Origin of the sequence: Anoxynatronum sibiricum (assembly GCF_039414295.1) — a bacterium.
Lineage (GTDB): Bacteria > Bacillota > Clostridia > Peptostreptococcales > Tindalliaceae > Anoxynatronum > Anoxynatronum sibiricum.
Window position 1 is genome coordinate 94,238 of sequence record NZ_JBCITM010000009.1, and the last position, 16,993, is coordinate 111,230.

The 16,993-nt window shown below is 52.9% G+C and carries 16 protein-coding genes; 6 read left to right on the forward strand and 10 right to left on the reverse strand.

Annotation, left to right across the window (positions count from 1 at the left end; genetic code table 11):
• Positions 1–146: 146 nt before the first annotated feature.
• From atpE to AAIG11_RS10260, 6 genes are all read right to left on the reverse strand, one after another.
• Positions 147–665, reverse strand: a complete 519-nt coding sequence (gene atpE / locus AAIG11_RS10235) for an ATP synthase F0 subunit C (RefSeq protein WP_283408882.1) — start codon at positions 663–665, stop codon at positions 147–149.
• A 26-nt stretch (positions 666–691) separates the two neighbouring features.
• Entirely contained in the window at positions 692–1,402 is a 711-nt protein-coding gene (gene atpB, locus AAIG11_RS10240) for a F0F1 ATP synthase subunit A (RefSeq protein ID WP_343186155.1), read from the reverse strand.
• Complete coding sequence (locus AAIG11_RS10245; protein ID WP_343186156.1) at positions 1,403–1,819, reverse strand: ATP synthase subunit I; 417 nt, start codon at positions 1,817–1,819, stop codon at positions 1,403–1,405.
• A 6-nt stretch (positions 1,820–1,825) separates the two neighbouring features.
• Positions 1,826–2,065 carry an AtpZ/AtpI family protein gene (locus AAIG11_RS10250; protein WP_343186157.1) on the reverse strand — a complete coding sequence of 80 codons (240 nt, stop codon included), beginning with the start codon at positions 2,063–2,065 and terminating at the stop codon, positions 1,826–1,828.
• Between the two features lie 67 nt (positions 2,066–2,132).
• Positions 2,133–3,317, reverse strand: a complete 1,185-nt coding sequence (gene wecB / locus AAIG11_RS10255; RefSeq protein WP_343186158.1) for a non-hydrolyzing UDP-N-acetylglucosamine 2-epimerase — start codon at positions 3,315–3,317, stop codon at positions 2,133–2,135.
• A gap of 321 nt (positions 3,318–3,638) precedes the next feature.
• On the reverse strand, positions 3,639–4,331 hold the full coding sequence (locus tag AAIG11_RS10260) for a cyclic nucleotide-binding domain-containing protein (protein ID WP_343186159.1): 693 nt from the start codon (positions 4,329–4,331) through the stop codon (positions 3,639–3,641).
• A 339-nt stretch (positions 4,332–4,670) separates the two neighbouring features.
• Between AAIG11_RS10260 and AAIG11_RS10265 the strand changes: the two genes are divergently transcribed.
• The 6 genes from AAIG11_RS10265 (at position 4,671) to AAIG11_RS10290 (ending at position 10,949) form a co-directional block, all read left to right on the forward strand.
• A complete protein-coding gene (locus AAIG11_RS10265) occupies positions 4,671–5,780 on the forward strand; it encodes a BMP family lipoprotein (RefSeq protein ID WP_343186160.1) in 1,110 nt (369 codons plus the stop codon).
• Positions 5,781–5,850: 70 nt separating this feature from the next.
• Positions 5,851–7,374 carry an ABC transporter ATP-binding protein gene (locus AAIG11_RS10270; protein ID WP_343186161.1) on the forward strand — a complete coding sequence of 508 codons (1,524 nt, stop codon included), beginning with the start codon at positions 5,851–5,853 and terminating at the stop codon, positions 7,372–7,374.
• Entirely contained in the window at positions 7,349–8,479 is a 1,131-nt protein-coding gene (locus AAIG11_RS10275; protein WP_343186162.1) for an ABC transporter permease, read from the forward strand. The genes AAIG11_RS10270 and AAIG11_RS10275 overlap by 26 nt, the downstream gene beginning before the upstream one ends.
• Entirely contained in the window at positions 8,463–9,392 is a 930-nt protein-coding gene (locus AAIG11_RS10280) for an ABC transporter permease (protein ID WP_343186163.1), read from the forward strand. The genes AAIG11_RS10275 and AAIG11_RS10280 overlap by 17 nt, the downstream gene beginning before the upstream one ends.
• Entirely contained in the window at positions 9,389–10,159 is a 771-nt protein-coding gene (locus AAIG11_RS10285; RefSeq protein WP_343186164.1) for a phosphatase, read from the forward strand. The genes AAIG11_RS10280 and AAIG11_RS10285 overlap by 4 nt, the downstream gene beginning before the upstream one ends.
• Complete coding sequence (locus tag AAIG11_RS10290) at positions 10,137–10,949, forward strand: metallophosphoesterase family protein (RefSeq protein WP_343186165.1); 813 nt, start codon at positions 10,137–10,139, stop codon at positions 10,947–10,949. Before AAIG11_RS10285 ends, AAIG11_RS10290 begins: the two co-directional genes overlap by 23 nt.
• Here the strand turns inward: AAIG11_RS10290 and AAIG11_RS10295 are convergent.
• The 4 genes from AAIG11_RS10295 to nhaC form a co-directional block, all read right to left on the reverse strand.
• Positions 10,946–12,166 carry an AfsR/SARP family transcriptional regulator gene (locus AAIG11_RS10295; RefSeq protein WP_343186166.1) on the reverse strand — a complete coding sequence of 407 codons (1,221 nt, stop codon included), beginning with the start codon at positions 12,164–12,166 and terminating at the stop codon, positions 10,946–10,948. The genes AAIG11_RS10290 and AAIG11_RS10295 overlap by 4 nt on opposite strands.
• A gap of 3 nt (positions 12,167–12,169) precedes the next feature.
• The gene (locus tag AAIG11_RS10300; RefSeq protein WP_343186167.1) at positions 12,170–13,777 is read right to left on the reverse strand and encodes an amidohydrolase; all 1,608 of its coding nucleotides are present in this window, start codon (positions 13,775–13,777) and stop codon (positions 12,170–12,172) included.
• A 34-nt stretch (positions 13,778–13,811) separates the two neighbouring features.
• Positions 13,812–14,996 carry a M20 family metallopeptidase gene (locus tag AAIG11_RS10305; protein WP_343186168.1) on the reverse strand — a complete coding sequence of 395 codons (1,185 nt, stop codon included), beginning with the start codon at positions 14,994–14,996 and terminating at the stop codon, positions 13,812–13,814.
• Positions 14,997–15,254: 258 nt separating this feature from the next.
• Positions 15,255–16,694 (reverse strand): Na+/H+ antiporter NhaC, encoded by a 1,440-nt coding sequence (gene nhaC / locus AAIG11_RS10310; RefSeq protein ID WP_343186169.1) that lies wholly within the window; start codon positions 16,692–16,694, stop codon positions 15,255–15,257.
• Between the last annotated feature and the right edge of the window lie 299 nt (positions 16,695–16,993).

Here is a 16,993-nt window from a genome sequence, read left to right on the forward strand (position 1 = left end):
TTCATTTTCCTCCTTCTCATTCGTTCAATTTTTCTGAACTTTCAGGGTGGTGCTTATTCGTCATTTCCCTTTTGACAGGGGTCAGAAGGCATCTTGTTGTGGTACTGATTAACAGATTGTTGCTGATTAACAGAGCAGCAGTATCTTTACAACAGCCTGATCAGCGGATTGGCAAAGAGCAGCACCAGTGCGATGATCAGTGCGTAGATGCCAGTGGTTTGGGCTACTGCCTGCCCCAAAAACATGGTGCGGATGATGGGACCCTGAAGTGCCGGGCGCTTGCCCACCGTTTCAGTTCCCTTACCCGCTGCATAACCCTGACCAACACCGGGGCCAATGCCCGCGATCATGGCCAGACCTGCACCGATGGCAGAGGCTGCCACCACGATGGTGCCGGTGGTAAAACCCACCAGTGGATTGGCATACAGCATTATCAGTGCCACCACCAGGGCCAGAATTCCCGAGGTTTCTGCCACGGCAGCCCCCAGAAGCATGATCATGGTCACCTGTTTGCCGCTTTTGGGGTTCATGCTGACGGCTTCAGCTCCTTTACCGGCCGCATAACCCTGGCCGATTCCGGGACCAATTCCGGCAATCATGGCAAAACCCACGCCAATGGCAGAGGCGGCCAGGATGATTGCTCTGGCATTAATCGATTGATCCATTGCAATTCCTCCTTACAAGTTGCGCATCATTCCATGGCCAGTGACACAAAGACCATGGTGAGCATGACAAAAATAAAAGTTTGCAGCACGCCGGCAAAGACGTCAAAATACAGATGGAGCACCACCGGAATGCCGCCCTGCATGATGGGGAAGGCTGACAGACCCAAAGAGCTGCTCAGGCTGGTGAGACCGCCGTAGGCCAGAGCCAGTACGATGAGGCCTCCCACAATGTTGCCGAAGAGACGGAAAGACAGGGAAATGGGAGTGGCCAGCTCGCCCATGATATTCAGGGGCAGCAGAAACACAAAGGGTTCGGTGAATCCTTTCAGATATGTTCCCAGTCCTTTGGTGCGGGCCCCGAAGTAGTGAATCATGCAAAAGGTCATGATGGCAAGGGCCAGGGTGGTGTTCAGATCTGCCGTGGGAGGACGAAGCCCCAGCAGGCCCAGCAGGTTCATAAAGAGCAGGATTAAAAACAGGGTGCCCATATATGGCGCAAAGCCCATTTTATCATCGCCCATGGTTTGCCGGGTCAGGTTGTTCAACACTTCCACAACGATTTCTGTCACATTTTGCCGGCCCTTTGGAATCAGTTGCAGGGTACGTGTTCCCAGAATGGCCAGCACCACCAATACCAGCATGATCAACCAGGTGTTCACCACTGTTTCGGTCACCGGAATGCCGTCCAGTATGGGAATTTCAAACATCACTCTTGGACCGAAGGCAATCGGCTGCATTTACTTTTCCTCCTTTCGTGTGAAAATATTCTTGAAATAGCGTTTATCATTCAGCAGATCTCTCTGCAGGATGACGATTTTAATCATCACCATGGCAATGATGGTACCCAGGGCATGAATATCAGGAGAGCGAATGGAGATGAGAATGACCAGTGTTGTGAGGACATAACGAATCATATATCTTGAAACGGTGTATTTTCGGGCTCGTTCGGGATGCATGGTCACTGCCCGCTGAATGGTCAGATAGAGGAGGCGGAAGTTCAATAATGAGACGGCTGTTCCAAAAAAAACACCGGTGAGAAATGCCAGGGGAGGATGAAACACCCACATTCCCAGCAACGCCACCAGGCTGTTGGCCAGAAAAACCCGTTTGGCAATGGATTTTTGGGTGACGCTGATGTCTTCCATTTCAGCCATGGCCACTCACTCCCTTCTGCGTGACTGCGGGGGATCCACATCTTTCATGGCCAGCTGGTACACATTGCGGGCACCGATGAGCACACCGGCGACGATGAGAATAAACAAAAAGACGGGTTTGGTGCCAAACCGTTCATCCAGCCATCTTCCCCCCACCACCCCCGCCAGAATGGGCACCACCATGGCAATGCCAATGTAGCTGATGAGAGACAGATTTTGAAGGGCACTTCCTTTTCGGTGTTTCATTTTTCGCTGATCGCTCCCATTATATCATAAATTCGGAAAATAAATAACGGTATTTGTTAATGTTTTATCAACAATAATCCCGATTATTTTTTCGTTCTCCCTCCCATTTGTCAGGGGGTGCGCTGAGGTGGCCAGCCCCATAAAGCAATGCTTCTCCAATGCGCCGAGAGGCCTGACCATCCCCGTAGGGATTCACCGCCCGGGCCATTTTTTCCCAGACAACGGGGTCGTCAAGCAAGTGGACGGCCGCCCGGAAAATGGCTTCTGTTTCCACACTCGTCACCTGAACTGTTCCGGCAGCCACTGCCTCTGGTCGTTCTGTTTCGGTGCGCATCACCAGAATGGGTTTGCCCAAAGCAGGTGCCTCTTCCTGAATGCCGCCGGAGTCGGTGAGAATGAGAGTGGCCGCATTCAGCAAGTTGGCAAAGGGGGCATAGTCAAGAGGTTGAATAAGATGTACATTGGGTTCACGCCCCAAAGTGGTTTCTGCCAGCTTGCCAATGGCTGGATTCAGATGCACCGGGTAGATCACCCGGTAATGGGGATAGCGTCTGGCCAGGCGGCAGACTGCTTCAAAAATCTGTTCCATGGGTGCCCCCCAGTTTTCACGGCGGTGGCAGGTCATGACCACCAGCGGGTGGGCTTCCCGTTCACTCACCAGCCGGTTCAGCTTTTCATCCCGAAAGTCGTAATCAGGTTGAATGACAGACAGCAGGGCATCAATCACCGTGTTGCCGGTGATGAAAATCTGGTCTGGTGCCACGTTTTCTTTTAAAAGATGTTCCCGGTTTTGTTGAGTGGGGGCAAAATGAAGGGTGGCCAACGTTCCCGTCAACCGTCGGTTCATTTCTTCCGGATAGGGGGAATAGATGTTGCCGGTGCGCAGGCCGGCTTCCACATGACCCACGGGGATCTTCTCGTAAAAAGCTGCCAGGGAAGCCACAAAGGTGGTGGTGGTATCACCATGTACCAGCAGGTAATCCGGACGGTAATCCTTCAGAATTTCCTGGAGGCCTGCCAGGGTGCGTACGGTGATGTCGGTGATGGTCTGGCCGTGTTTCATGATATTCAGATCTTTCCAGGGTGTAATGTCAAAAAGAGCCAGCACACTATCCAGCATTTCCCGATGCTGGGCAGTGACACAGACTCTCGAACTGAAGCGGGGATCTTTTTCCATCATTTTAACCAGGGGAGCCATTTTGATGGCCTCTGGCCGGGTACCAAATACACTGAGCACTTTCAGGGGCTGCATTGAAATGCACCGCCTTTCGAAATAATGGCATAATTCCAACGAAGGTCATGTTGCATCTCTCCGGTGACAGATAACGTTCTTCTTAATGTATCTCTTTTTGATCTAAAAATCAAGGCAGAATATGTGCTTTTAATCGTCATTTCGATGCATGTTATTTCTTGTTCATATGCATGGTTAGACCCACAGCCTTGCTGATGCATCAGACCGCCCTTCTTTTTTCAGACAGGCATCTTCATCAAGGCAGCTTAGGATCCAAGACAGCAAGTTGATTGTAAGGCAGCTAAATGAACTCGTGATGAACTCGCCGCCACCATTACTTCTTCATTGTTTGACGGGGGGTTCGGCGCGTCCTTCACCGCTGGCAATCTTTCCCAGCATTGCTTCATCTTTCACCCGGTACTGCCGTCCCTGTTTTTCAATGGCACCTTCGGCACACAGGGCACTGAGACTCCGCAGTAAGTGGCGGTAGCTGGTACACAACAGTTCCGCCCACTCTGTCAAAACCGGACGAACCACCTGATTGGCGGCCCGCTGTAAAATCAGCGCTGCCAGTCGATTCTCCAGGGGTTCAAAAATAGTATGGCTGAACACCTGATTATGATCTGTCATCTTTTCAGAGAGACGATGACACACATACCTGAGAAACACCACATCATTCAGCAGCTGCTGACGGTGTTTTTCCAGTGAGAGCGCCAGGCAGTATCCCGGCTTTGTTGCCTGCACATTGGCAGTGGCTTCCCGCTCCCATAACACCGCCATCTCCCCGATCACCTGAAATGCTTCCAGATGAGAAAGCTGCAGTACTTTGCCTGTCGTCGAGTACGTGGCGATCTTCACTGCCCCCGCCACCAGAAAAAACAGGTGCTTTGAGGGCATGCCCTCCTCCAGTAAAATATCTCCTTTTTGAAAAGCGAAAAGCTCCATTTCAGGACACTCTCCCGATGAGAAAAGTGCCTGTACCTGGTATTGCTGCTGAAAATCCGCCAGCAAGTCTTCATTTTCGATTCGCATCATCCTGCATCACCCGCCCCATCGTCGCTTGACTCCATTATAACCGCAGGGAAACCCGGGATGCAAACCTTCTTCTCTTCCCTGGCTGCCCGACAAGGTAAAATCTTTGTAAAGTCCCGGATTAATATGACCCATGTCATATTCTTAAAACAAAGTCGGTGCTACAATACAGGTAACAGGAAGCGGGCTTTCGGGCCTCGCCCACCCGGCAAGCAGTCTCACATGTGCTGATTCGACAAAGAAACAGCTGCCCGCCAGGGTGATTCTGCCAGTTTAACCCCCATGTGAAGCAGCTCCCTGTTGGAAATCCGAAACTGATTGGTCAAAAAAAAGGAGGTCACTATGAAAAAATCACGGTTTGTTGCCCTTTCTCTTCTGTTGGTCTTCAGCATTGTCACCCTTGTCTCCGGGTGTGCCTCACCCGCATCACAGTCGACGCCAGAAGCACCCGCCGCCGAAACCGCCGCCGCACCACCGGCAACACCTGCTGCATCAGAAGCAGACTTCAGCCATTTGAAGGTGGCCCTGATTTCCGATCCCATCGGTACCGAACAGTTTATTCTTCAGGCTTATCACAAGGTGGAAGAAATGGCCGGGATCCATGGGTTTCAGTGGACCTCCATGGAATGCGGCGACACGGCCCAGTGGGAAGAAAATGGACGGGCCGCTGCCAACGAAGGCTACGACCTGGTGATCGGTGTCGGCTGGCAGGCTGCCGAGCCCTTCAGCGCACTGGCTGATGAGTTTGACCATGTGCACTATGCTGTGATCGATGCCATTGCCGGAAATGACAAAGTCACCAGCATCGGTTTCAATGAAACCGAAGGTTGCTATGTGCTGGGAGTAATGATCGGCACCGCCTTCCCCGATGAAGCTCTCTATGGGTATGTGGGCTCTTTTCAAACCCAGGCCACCTACAAATACCGCTATGGCTTTTCTGAGGGTGTAAAATCGGTGAACCCCGACGCTGAATTCATGTACAACTATACCAATTCTTACAGCGACACCAGCCTGCCCTATGAATATACCACTCAGCAACAGGCAGCCGGTGCCACCTTTATTTTCGGCGGTGTTGCCGCCAGTGCTAATGCCGGCATTTACCAGGCCGCTCTTGACCTGGCTGAGCGGGGCACGCCCATCTATACCACCGGTCTGAGCGTGGATCAAACAACGCCTGACAACCCCTATATCATCGGCGGTGCTTTGAAAAACACGGGTTCCTGCACCGAAATCATCATCAGCCAGTACCTGGATGGCACCCTGGCCGGCGGCGCTCAGATTCTTGGCCTGAAAGAGGATGCCTTTGGCGTGGTGCACGTGACCACCGATACCGCCAACTACATGAATGAAGAAATGATGCCTCCCGAAGCCATCGACGCCGCAAAAGCGGTGGCAGCCAAAATCATTGCCGGCGAACTGGAAATCATCGCGCCGGAAGAATCTGCCAACTAATCCCTCCTCTCAGCGGGAACCGCTTCGGCGGCTCCCGCATTATCCCCTACTTTTCTGAAGGTGGTGCCCCATGCTGTTACATATGCATCAGATATCGAAATCTTATGGCCCGGTGACCGCCAATGATCAGGTGAGCATTGAACTGCACCAGGGTGACATTCTGGCCATTGTGGGCGAAAACGGTGCCGGAAAATCAACGTTGATGAAAATACTCTATGGGCTGGAACAACCGGATAACGGCACGATTTATCTCAATGACCGGCAGGTGGTGTTTCATCGCCCGTCAGATGCCATGGCCCAGGGCATTGGCATGGTGCAACAGCATTTCATGCTCTTTGGTTCCATGACTGTTGCCGAGAATGTGGTCTATCGAAAGGAAACCCGCAAGGGACTGCTCATGGATCACCGCCGGAACCAGGCGCTGGTCAAAGAGCTCTCCCAACGCTATCACCTCCCCGTTGATCCCCAGGCAGTGGTTGATGACTGCCCGGTGGGCCTTCAGCAACGGATCGAAATCTTAAAAATCCTCTATCAGGATGCCCACATCATTATTTTCGATGAACCCTCTGCCGTATTGACGCCCCTGGAAGTGGAAGACCTGCTGAAAACCATGGAACAGCTGAGCCGCCTTGGCAAGAGCATCATCCTCATCACCCACAAGCTTCGCGAAGTGATGGCTGTGGCGCACCGGGTGGTGGTCATGCGGGATGGGCGGGTAATCTCCGTTTCAGACACATCGGAAACCTCCCTTGAAAAAATGTCTTATGAAATGGTGGGCCGGCAGATTCCAACCCGCCACATGACGCCCCCCACTGTGGGCACTCCCTTACTGGAGGTGACAGGATTATCCCTGAAAGGCGAACCGGGCACCATCACCCTTCACGACATCCACCTGCAGCTTCGCCAGGGAGAAATCGTGGGCATCGCCGGCGTTTCCGGCAACGGCCAGTCTGAACTGATTCGATGCCTCACGGGACTGCAGGCTTATGACACCGGTCAGGTGATGCTGAACGGCACCGATGTGACCCAGGCTTCTGCCGGAATGATCCGGGAAGCCGGCCTCGCTCACATTCCAGAAGACCGTTACGCCTGGGGGAGCGCCCCCGCCGCCACCCTGGCAGAGAATGCCCTGGTGGGTGCCGAAGGCCGTCACCCCTTCAGTCGCAGCGGTATTTTAAACCTGCGCCAGGTGAACGCCCATGCGGCACATCTTATACAAGATTACGATGTGAAGGCCGCTTCTCTTTTCCAGCAGATGGCCTCCCTTTCCGGCGGCAATGCCCAAAAGCTCATTGTGGCCCGTGAAATTGCCCGAAAGACGCCGGTGCTCATTGCCTGCGAACCCACCCGGGGCATTGACATCGGTGCCATGGAGTACATTCATGGGCAATTGATTGAGAAGCGGGATCAGGGAGACGGCGTGCTCCTGGTATCCTCCGAACTGTCGGAAATTATGGACCTGTGCGATCGGATCTATGTCATGTTTGAAGGTCGTCTGAACGGCGAATTTATCAGGGGCGAAGTCGATGAAAAAACTCTGGGACTCTATATGTTGGGAGGAAACCGCCATGCACCACAAACAGCTCTTGGGTAACGAATCCCTGCGCCACTGGCTGCGCCGCTTCGCCGGTGCCTTAAAACAGCCTACCCTGGCCATTTTCGCAGGTCTGGTCGTTGGCGGCATCGTCATTGCCCTCTCCGGTTTTCATCCTTTGACAGCCATCGGCAACATGCTCAAGGGCGGTTTTGGATCAGCTTATTACCTCACCACCACCCTCACCCGGTCCACTCCCATTATTTTTGCCGGGTTGGCAGCGGCGCTGGCCTGGGGGTCGGGCTACCCCAGCCTGGGGGCTTCCGGCCAAATGATTCTGGGCGCCCTGATTTGCTCCCAGGCCGCGGTGCGTTTCACAGGGCCTCCCCTATGGGTCATCACCCTGTCCCTCCTCTGCGGCATGCTTGGCGGCATGCTGTATTCCCTGCTGGCCGCCTGGATCAGTGACCGCTTCAAGCTTTACCTGCTGATTGTCACCCTCATGCTGAATTACATCGCCGACTACATTGCCTCTTACACCACCACCTACCTGGTGAAAGATCCCTTTGGTGCCGATGCTTCTGCCATTCAGACCCAGCGGATTGAATCCGGCATTCTTCCCCGTATATTTACCGGCTATACGGTTCACTGGGGCTTTGTGATTGCCCTGGTCACCGTCATTATCATTCTTTTCATTATGAAAAAAACCACTTTTGGCTACCGGGCCCGTATGGGGGGATTAAATCCCCGCTTTGCTGAGTATGGGGGTATCAACAGCCAGCGCATGATGTACGGTGTGCTGCTGCTCAGCGGGGCTCTGGCGGGGCTGGGAGGTGCCTGCGAGGTGCTGGGAGCCCGCTTTCGGTACGTGGACGGCATGATCACTTCTCCCGGATACGCCTGGAGCGGCATCATCGCCTCCCTCATGGCCAGCAATCATCCCGTGGGTATCTTTTTCAGCAGTATTTTTCTCGCCGGTCTCACCACCGGCGGCGGTGCCATTGAGCGAAGCATGGGCGTGCCCAGTGAGGTGACCACCATTATTCAAAGTGTGATTACCCTGCTCATCACTGCCCATTTTGTGATGGCGGCTCGAAAGCGGCATGCAGCTCCAGCGCCATACACTCCCTCGGAAGGCGGCGATCTCCATGAATCTCAGCCCTGAATACCTGGCTGTTCTGGCCAATTCAACCATCCGCATGACCACGCCCATTCTGCTGGTCACCCTGGCCGCCGCCCTCTGTACCCGGGTGAAACTCTTCAACATCGCGCTGGAAGGTGCCATGATCGCGGGAGCTTTTTTCAGCATCGTGGCCAATTATTACACCGGCAGTATTTGGCTTTCAGTAATGGCAGGGGCTGTGAGCGGCATGGCGGTTTGCGGTCTGGTGGGTTTCTGTGTGGTGCACCTGAAAGCGTCTGCCGTGGTGGCAGGCCTGGCGGCCAACACACTGATGACCGCCACCACCACCTACCTCCTGTCCATTATTTTCAACACCAAAGGCGTCTTTACCCACCCCAGTCTGGTGAGTCTTCCCAAAATCACCCTTCCCGGAGTGGCCGGCATCCCCTTCATCGGAACGCTTTTTTCAGGCTTAACACCCCTGGATTATCTGGCATTTATACTGGCAGGCCTTTTATATGTGTTTCTATACAAAACCGTCCCCGGCTTTCGTCTCCGGGCAGTGGGCATTAACCCGGAGGCCGCCCGAAGCCTGGGAACCCCTGTGGAACGCTGGCAGCTTCTCACCATCACCTTTTCCGGTCTTTTGTGCGGTCTTGGCGGGTGTCTCCTTTCCATGGGAACCGTGACCCTCTTTATTCAGAACATCACCTCCGGCAGAGGCTATATTGCCCTGGCAGCCAACACCCTGGGCCAGTCTCACCCCCTGGGTGTGCTCCTTTCCTGCGGCTTCTTCGGTTTCAGCCAGGCCGTGGGGAATGCCCTGCAAAACACCGCTCTAAAAACCCAAATGACCTTTTCAATTCCCTATGCCGCCACCATCGTTGCCCTCATCGCCTTTCACCTCTACACCCAGCACAAAAAGAAAAAAGCAAAGGAGGCCTCCCTTCAGTGAAGATTGCTGTGGATACCCACACCCATACCATTGCCAGCTCCCATGCCTACTCCACCGTTGACGAGCTGGCAGCAGCCGCTGCACAGCGCGGGTTATCCATGCTGTGCATCACCGACCATGCCCCCGGCCTTATGGACTCCCCCCATTTGCTGCATTTCATGAATTATCATGTGCTTGACCGGGAAATAGCAGGGGTTTCCATGCTTTACGGCGTGGAGCTGAACATCATGGACCGTCACGGAAAACTGGACATGCCCGAAGAAGTGTTGCAACAACAGGACCTCTGCATCGCCAGCTATCACGAGATCTGCACTGCCCCCGGTACCCGCAAAGACAATACCCGGGCTTATGTGGCTGCCATGAACTGCCCCTATGTGAACATTATCGGCCACCCCGACGATGGCCGGGTCCCCGTTGATTTTGAGACCCTGGTGAAGGAAGCCAGGGAAACCGGAGTACTGCTGGAAGTGAATAATGCTTCCCTTAAATCAGCCCACTACCGGCTGAATACCCGGGAAAACCTCACCACCATGCTGACCCTGTGCCAGCAATACCAGGTATCTGTTGTGCTGGGGTCTGATGCCCATTACCGATCGGCAGTGGGAGATTTTCAGTGTGTCCTTTCATTGCTGAACACATTGGATTTTCCCGAGGAACTGGTGGCCAACACCTCTGTTGAAAAATTCAGGCGCGCCCTTCGTCGATTTTCCTCTGACAGCGCCGGTCATATAAGGAAGGAATCCCATGCGACTTCTACACCTCTCTGATATTCATTTTCGACGGCATTACCCCCGGCATCGCAGCACCTATCTGGATGCCCTGGCAAAAATGACATCCCCCCTGGATCATCTGGAACACTGCTTTCGTCAGGTTAACCGCAACCTGCTGGATGGTGTGGTGATTTCCGGTGATCTCACCGAAACAGGTGATGTTTCCGATTATCGGCAGCTGAAAGCGACCCTGACGTTGCTTTTACAGGGTCTTCCCCTCATTGTTACCCTGGGCAATCATGACCATAAGCCGGCTTTTCGCCAGGGGTGGGGATTGCATGATGCCGCCAGGTCTGGAGCCGATGCCCCCTATCATGATGTGCTGGACCTGAAGGATTTTCGCATTCTGTCACTGGATAACGCAGCACCCGGTGCTCCCCACGGGCACATTTCGGAAGCTCAGGTTTATTGGCTGGAGCAGCAGCTGCGGCATGCAGGTCACCGGCGCCTGCTGCTGGTGTGCCACCATCACCTGCTCCCGGAGCAGGCCTCAATTCCACCGGCTTCCTTTGACAAAGCTTTTGAAGCACTCGTTGAAAACAGCCGCATCGAAGGTATCCTGTGCGGACACACCCACCATCAGTTTCAGGGTACCTTTGCCGGCAAGCCTTATACCACCGCCCCCAGCCTGTCCTTTTGTGGCAAAAATAAAGCTGACGGCCAGGTTCTTTTTGAAGAGAACCCTGGCTATCAGCTCATTGATCTTAATGATAACGACTTCTTGGTGACACCCGTTTACCTGTACTCCCATCCCCGTCATTTGGGTGATGTGACTTTTCCCCTCTAATTTTTGGAATCACCTGCTGTCAAGCGTCGTCGATACCATTTCACAAACTCAGCCGACAGTCTGTCTGACATTTCCAGGCCCTCCAGATTTTGGGGGGCCTCTTTCAGGCAAGCCTGCTCAAGCACCTGGGCCACCGCTTTGTAGATGCGCAGCCGCTGAATTTCCGGCGACAGGGCAACGCCTGTCACCCGCCGGTTGATGAGCAGCTTGGAAATTTCATCCAAGCAGGCGGGGGGTAATCCGTCAATCATCTGGGGATGTTGCCGGTCGATGGCTTCCATCAGAACGGATAAGCCGTCATAGGGCAGTTCTTCACAGTCTTTTGATCTGATTCTTTCTGCTGCCTCTGCTCTGATTCTTTCTTCAGTTGGCGCCTTTTCTGATTCTCCTGTCTTTTTATCTGCGTCTGCCTTTTCTTTTTCGGTAGCCTTTGTTGCTTTTTCGGCTTCCCGTGCCTTTGTTGCACCGCTCTCCACCCTGAAGGCGCCGGTGGATTCTTCTTGCAGAATCTGCTGGAAGAAGGCTTTCATTTCTGGCATGGGGCTGATGTTCAGTTCACGCCGAAGAATGTCCCGGCATTTATGATACTGCTGGATGGCCTGCACCCGCTGCTGATTTTTGAAATAGAGTTCCATAAGCTTCAGGTGCAAATCCTCCTGCAGCGGGTTCATGGCCAGCAGGCTCTCCACACCGCCGATGGCACTGGCGTAATCGCCTTTTTCCTGATGTATCTCTGCCTGTTGGCTCACTCTGCCAAAAAAGATCCGCTGCATCCGTTCCCTTTCACAGATAATCCAGTTGTCCAGTTCCGGATTCCCTTTAATGGGGATGTCTTGAAGAAATTCCCCCCGATAGTGAACCGCCCCTTCCCTTTGATCTCCGGGGCCGTTTTCCAGCATGATCACATCGCTGTACCAACAATGGTTTTCCAGCAGCATGCAGTGCTCTTTATCTTCCTGATGCAAAAAATCGGTGACAATTCCCCTGGCTCTGAATTCCCGGTTAATACTCCAGAGGGCATATCGGAGATTGTATTTTGCCGATTTTCGGTCACTGTCGCACCAGAACAAGGATGCCAGGCGTTCCCGGGCAACCTGTTCATTGCGGTTTACCACCAGATAGGCCAGGATTCCAATGGCTTTACTGCTGAGGGTTCCTGTGATCTCTGTTTCATTGGCAACCACTCTGGGTACTCCCATAAAATGCAGTTCCAGCAAGGCTTATCCCCCCAGCTTCACTTTCAGGTTCCCTTGTGGTGACTTCAATGGCTCTGAGTTCAATTGAATGCCCCGATCAAACAAGATCTTTCCTTTTTTGATGGTGGCTGTCACCTGAATGTCTTTGATCTTCTCTGGATGAACCCTGAGTGGGTTTTCTTCAAGAATGCACAGATCTGCCAGGTGCCCAACTTCCAGCGTCCCTTTTTCCCCTTGCTGCCCGATGGCTTTTGCTCCGTTGAGGGTAAACATGGCCAGAGCTTCCAGAGGCGCAAGCCGCTCTGATTCTGTGGGATGATTCACCGCTGCATGGATGCCCAGCAGGGGGTCGATGGGGGTCACATCACTGTCAGATCCGCCCGCTATGATGCAGCCTTGCTTCCATAAGGTTTTCAGCGGATTGGTGCGGCACCGCCGCTGTTCACCCAACCGTTCTTCATACATGCCTCCAGAACCACCCCAGAAGTATTCATAGGCCGGTTGCATGGATAGAATCACCTTCAGCAGTACCGCCTGCTCGATGAGATCCTGATTGGGCAGCTCAAAGTGTTCGATGCGGAGAATGCTGGTGCTGTGGGGATGCAGCCGCCTTCCTTCCCGATACGCTTCCAGCACCAGTCGAATGGCCCTGGTGCCAATGGCGTGAAGGGTTACCGTCAAGTTGTGTTTCATGCTTTCGCTCACAAAATCCCGAATTTCTTCAAAATGAAAAAAAAGGGTTCCCATGGATTCTCCCCGGTCGCTGTACGGATAATCAAGGGCAGCGGTATGGGCGCCAAAAGAACCGTCCACAAAAATACATCCGCCGATTTTATCCAGTCCCAGGGCAACCACTTTGGCCACATCGGTGGTCTGATAAAAAAAGGCCACGTCTATGGGCATTTTTTCCAGACTGCGAAGCACATAGAGAGCGTCCTGATCGTGAAAGAGAAACCCGCCCTCCATGGCATTGATGGTGGTGACGCCTTTTTCGATGGCCCGATTCAACACCTGGCCCACGCCTTTTTCCCGGGTTTGATCGGTGGTAAGTCCCAGCAGTTTTTTGCGGGCAAAGAAATTCGCCCGCCCAGTGAGAACGCCAGTGGGAATGCCGGCTTCATTTCGCTGAATGCCTTCCAGGTTGAAGGGCAGGTCGAGCCATCGCAGCCCCAGGGTATTCACCACGCTCACGTGATATTCCACACTGGAGATCCACAGCATTCTGTCAGTGATCACCGTGTCCAGCTCAAAACGGGTGGGCATCCGCTTTTCCTTCAGCTTAACTTCTTCAAGTCCCACGCAGTGAATTAATTTCCCCCAGGCATGCCGTCCCTGATTTTTCCGAATGCAAGCTATCACCTCATCCGTGGAGCAGCATGCCCCTAAGTTAATGCCCACTTCATTCAGGGCCGTTTCCATCAGATGCACATGGCTGTCCACCAGCCCCGGGATCATGGTTCGTCCCGCCAGATCCACCGAAGCGGCGTCCGCCTGGTAACGCTCCCATTCGCTGCCTCTTCCCACTGCCGCGATTCTTCCATCAGCCACCAGCAGCCAATCTGCCTGAGGCATGGTTTCTGTCAGGGTGAGTATCTCCCCATTGAAGAACAGTAACCGGTCGTTTTTCATCATCACCCCTCCAACCCGACACCCGCCATCTCTGCCTTTATGTCAGAATGTCCTTTAAATAAAGATATATGATTTCAGCCGTTTTGACAACCGAACTGATTTCCACATATTCGTCCGGGCCATGAAAATGCTCTCCTGCAGGCCCGATGACATAGGTGGGAATCTGCCCCCGGTGACCCAGGGTATTGAAATCACCAATGCTGGGGAAGTAGGTGATGGCAGGCGTTTGACCTGTCACCTCATGAATGGTTCCCTTCAGTACTTTTGTATAGGGATTGCTTTCTGAGACAGTATAAGGATGAAACCCCCCTGCATCAGGATGTGGGGCATCTCTGAACTTCATGGTATAGGTGGACTGGATATTGGCCCGCTTCACAGCTTCATCCACTTCCCGGCGCAGCCAAGTGAGGTCTTCCCCCCTTACGGTGTGACGAAAAACAGTGAATGAAGCTTCATCAGCCACACTGCAAGCCGCCCCGCCCCCGGTGATTTCAATGGGAACCAGGGTCCCTGTTCCCAGTTTCGGATCCTCTTTAAAAGCCGCCTGCTTCAGTTCCATCAACACCTTGGCGGCATCAGTGATGGCGTCTATCCCTTTTCCCGGGTCAGCTGCATGGGCACTTTGACCTCGAAAGGTGACAGTGTAGTTCCAACCGCCTCTGGCCCCCAGACACAGGGTGGGGAAGGGGCTGTCGGTGAAACTGCCGCTGGGTTCTGTCACCAGGGCCACATCCACGTGTTGAATGTGCCCATCCAGCAGCAGGGCATCCGTTCCCAATCCAAAAGGTCCTTCTTCATCAGAAACCAGGGTATAGATAATTTCACCATTGAAATCCTTAACGGTTTTTGAGAAGGCTTCCACCGCCAACAGTATGGCCGCACAGCCCCCTTTCATATCCAGGGCTCCCACCCCATACAACCTGTCATCCTCCACTGTTGCCCCCAGCGGGTCCCGAGTCCATCCTTTGCAAATTTCCACGGTATCCAGATGGCCGTTCAGCAGCACCTTGGGCCCTTCGTCTTTCCCCTTTAACTGTCCGATCACATTGGTTCCCTTGAAGTTGGTCACCTTTTTCTCGTGATACCGATGGTACTGGGCATCAAGGCCCCGTTCCCGCAACCACTCATACGCATACTTCATCACTTCATCTTCCCTGAAATAGGGGCTGTAGATTTTTACCAGGTCCGATACCAGTGTGACCACGTTTTCCCGACTGATCATCGCGCTTCCCCTTTCTATTTTGAGTTGGTTTTCGACACTTGTCCCGCTTTTTCCAGAAAGTATCGCGGATGATGATGCGCCCATTGTCACCCGACTTTCATTGTTTAGTTTATAACAGTCATTCCAGCTTTTCCAGTCATTTTTGCCCTCAGTCCGGCAGGCACCGCTTCTAAAGGACTCTTTTTCTCACAAAAAACCGCATGACACCAATACTCCTGTTGTTGTCATGCGGGTTTTCTGGTCATTTATCTCTGATGCTTATTCTTCGCTCATCGTCGGCTCTTTCACCGGATTATAGGTTTTAACTGATTTGATATCGCCTTCCTTAAACATGGCGAAACCGATAAAGCTGTAAATCACCGCTATGACAGGCGTGATGAAGGAAAGGAACACGTAGGGGAAGTATTCCATGGTGGGAACACCCAGCGCCCCGGTGAAGAACACGCCACACAACCCCCAGGGAACCAGGGGAGAGACGACCGTTCCTGAATCCTCAGAAGTTCTTGAGTTCACCTGAGGCAGCAGCCGCTGTTTTTTATAGGCAGGCACAAACATGCGGCTGGGAATGAGAATGGCCATGTACTGACTGGCGGAGAAAATATTGACGGCAATGGCTGACACCACATGAGTGGTAATCAACCCTCTAGTGGTGCTCACCAGCCCGCTGATTTTCTCCAGCAGTACTTCCAGCACCTTTGTTTTTTCCAGAATACCGCCCATGCTCAGAGCGATAAAGCCCAATGAAATGGTCCACATCATGCTCTGAAGACCACCGCGGCTCAGAAGCTCGTCCACTTCCACGATCCCGGTGGCTGAAGTGAATCCGTAGTTCATAAAGTTGGCCACATCACCCACACTGTAACCCTGGAAGACGATGGCAAAAAGACCGCCAAGAATGGAGGCAATCATCATGACTGCCAGTCCTGACATCCGTTTCACAGCCAAAATCACCACTACAATAGGCGGAATCAGCGTGAGGGGACTGATGAAAAAGTTTTCGCTTAACCCGTTGAGAATCACATCAATTTGAGCTGTGTCAATTTCACCGCCGGCAAAGCGCATGCCTAAAATGGCGTAGAGCACCAGTGAGATCAACGCTGCCGGTCCAGTGGTGTAGAACATGCTGCGAATGTGGTCAAAAAGATCGGCTTCAGCCACCCCAGCAGCCAGATTGGTGGAGTCAGACAACGGTGACATTTTGTCTCCGAAAATAGACCCGGAAATCACGGCACCCGCTGTCATGGCTCCAGGAATTCCCAGCCCCAGCCCAATGCCCATAAAAGCTACCCCAAAAGTGGCACCGGTTGTCCAGGAACTGCCTGTGGCAACAGAGGCCACCATGCAGACAATGGCCACTGTCAGCAAGAAGACTGACGGTGAAATAAAGCTGAGGCCGTAATAAATCAGGGTGGGGATGGTGCCTGCAGGAATCCATGACCCCACCAGAACGCCCACCATCATTAGAATCAGCATGGGCAGCATGGCAATTTTACAGCCATACAGGATGCCTTCCTGCACTTCATCGTAGGTAAAGCCGGAAAGGATGGCCACAATGGAAGCCACCACCGCCACCACGATCAGTGTGATATGGGTGATCCAGTCTTCTCCAATAATAAAGATCTGAGCGTACATGGCAAAACAAAGAAAGAAAATGACGAATGCTGCTGCTGCAAAACTTGGCCGTTTGTTATCACTCATTCTTTTACCCCCTTTTTCACTGACTGTCAACGAACTTTTCTTATGGGTCTGTTTCTTGCACTTTTCGAATGGAATTGACCAGCCCCTTTCATGATTCGACAAAATCCATTTAATTTTCTGTTTGTTTAACATTTATCATGCACCTGTTGGGGCTTCCGTTTGATGCATCGTTTGTTTCACTGTTTTTTTTGAGAATCTTAAAATCACCTCCAATCCAATTGTGATCACTGGAGAACATGTCAACGGTGAGATGGCGCATGTTTCTGAACGCAAAAAGAACCCCAGTAATAGAGGTTCTG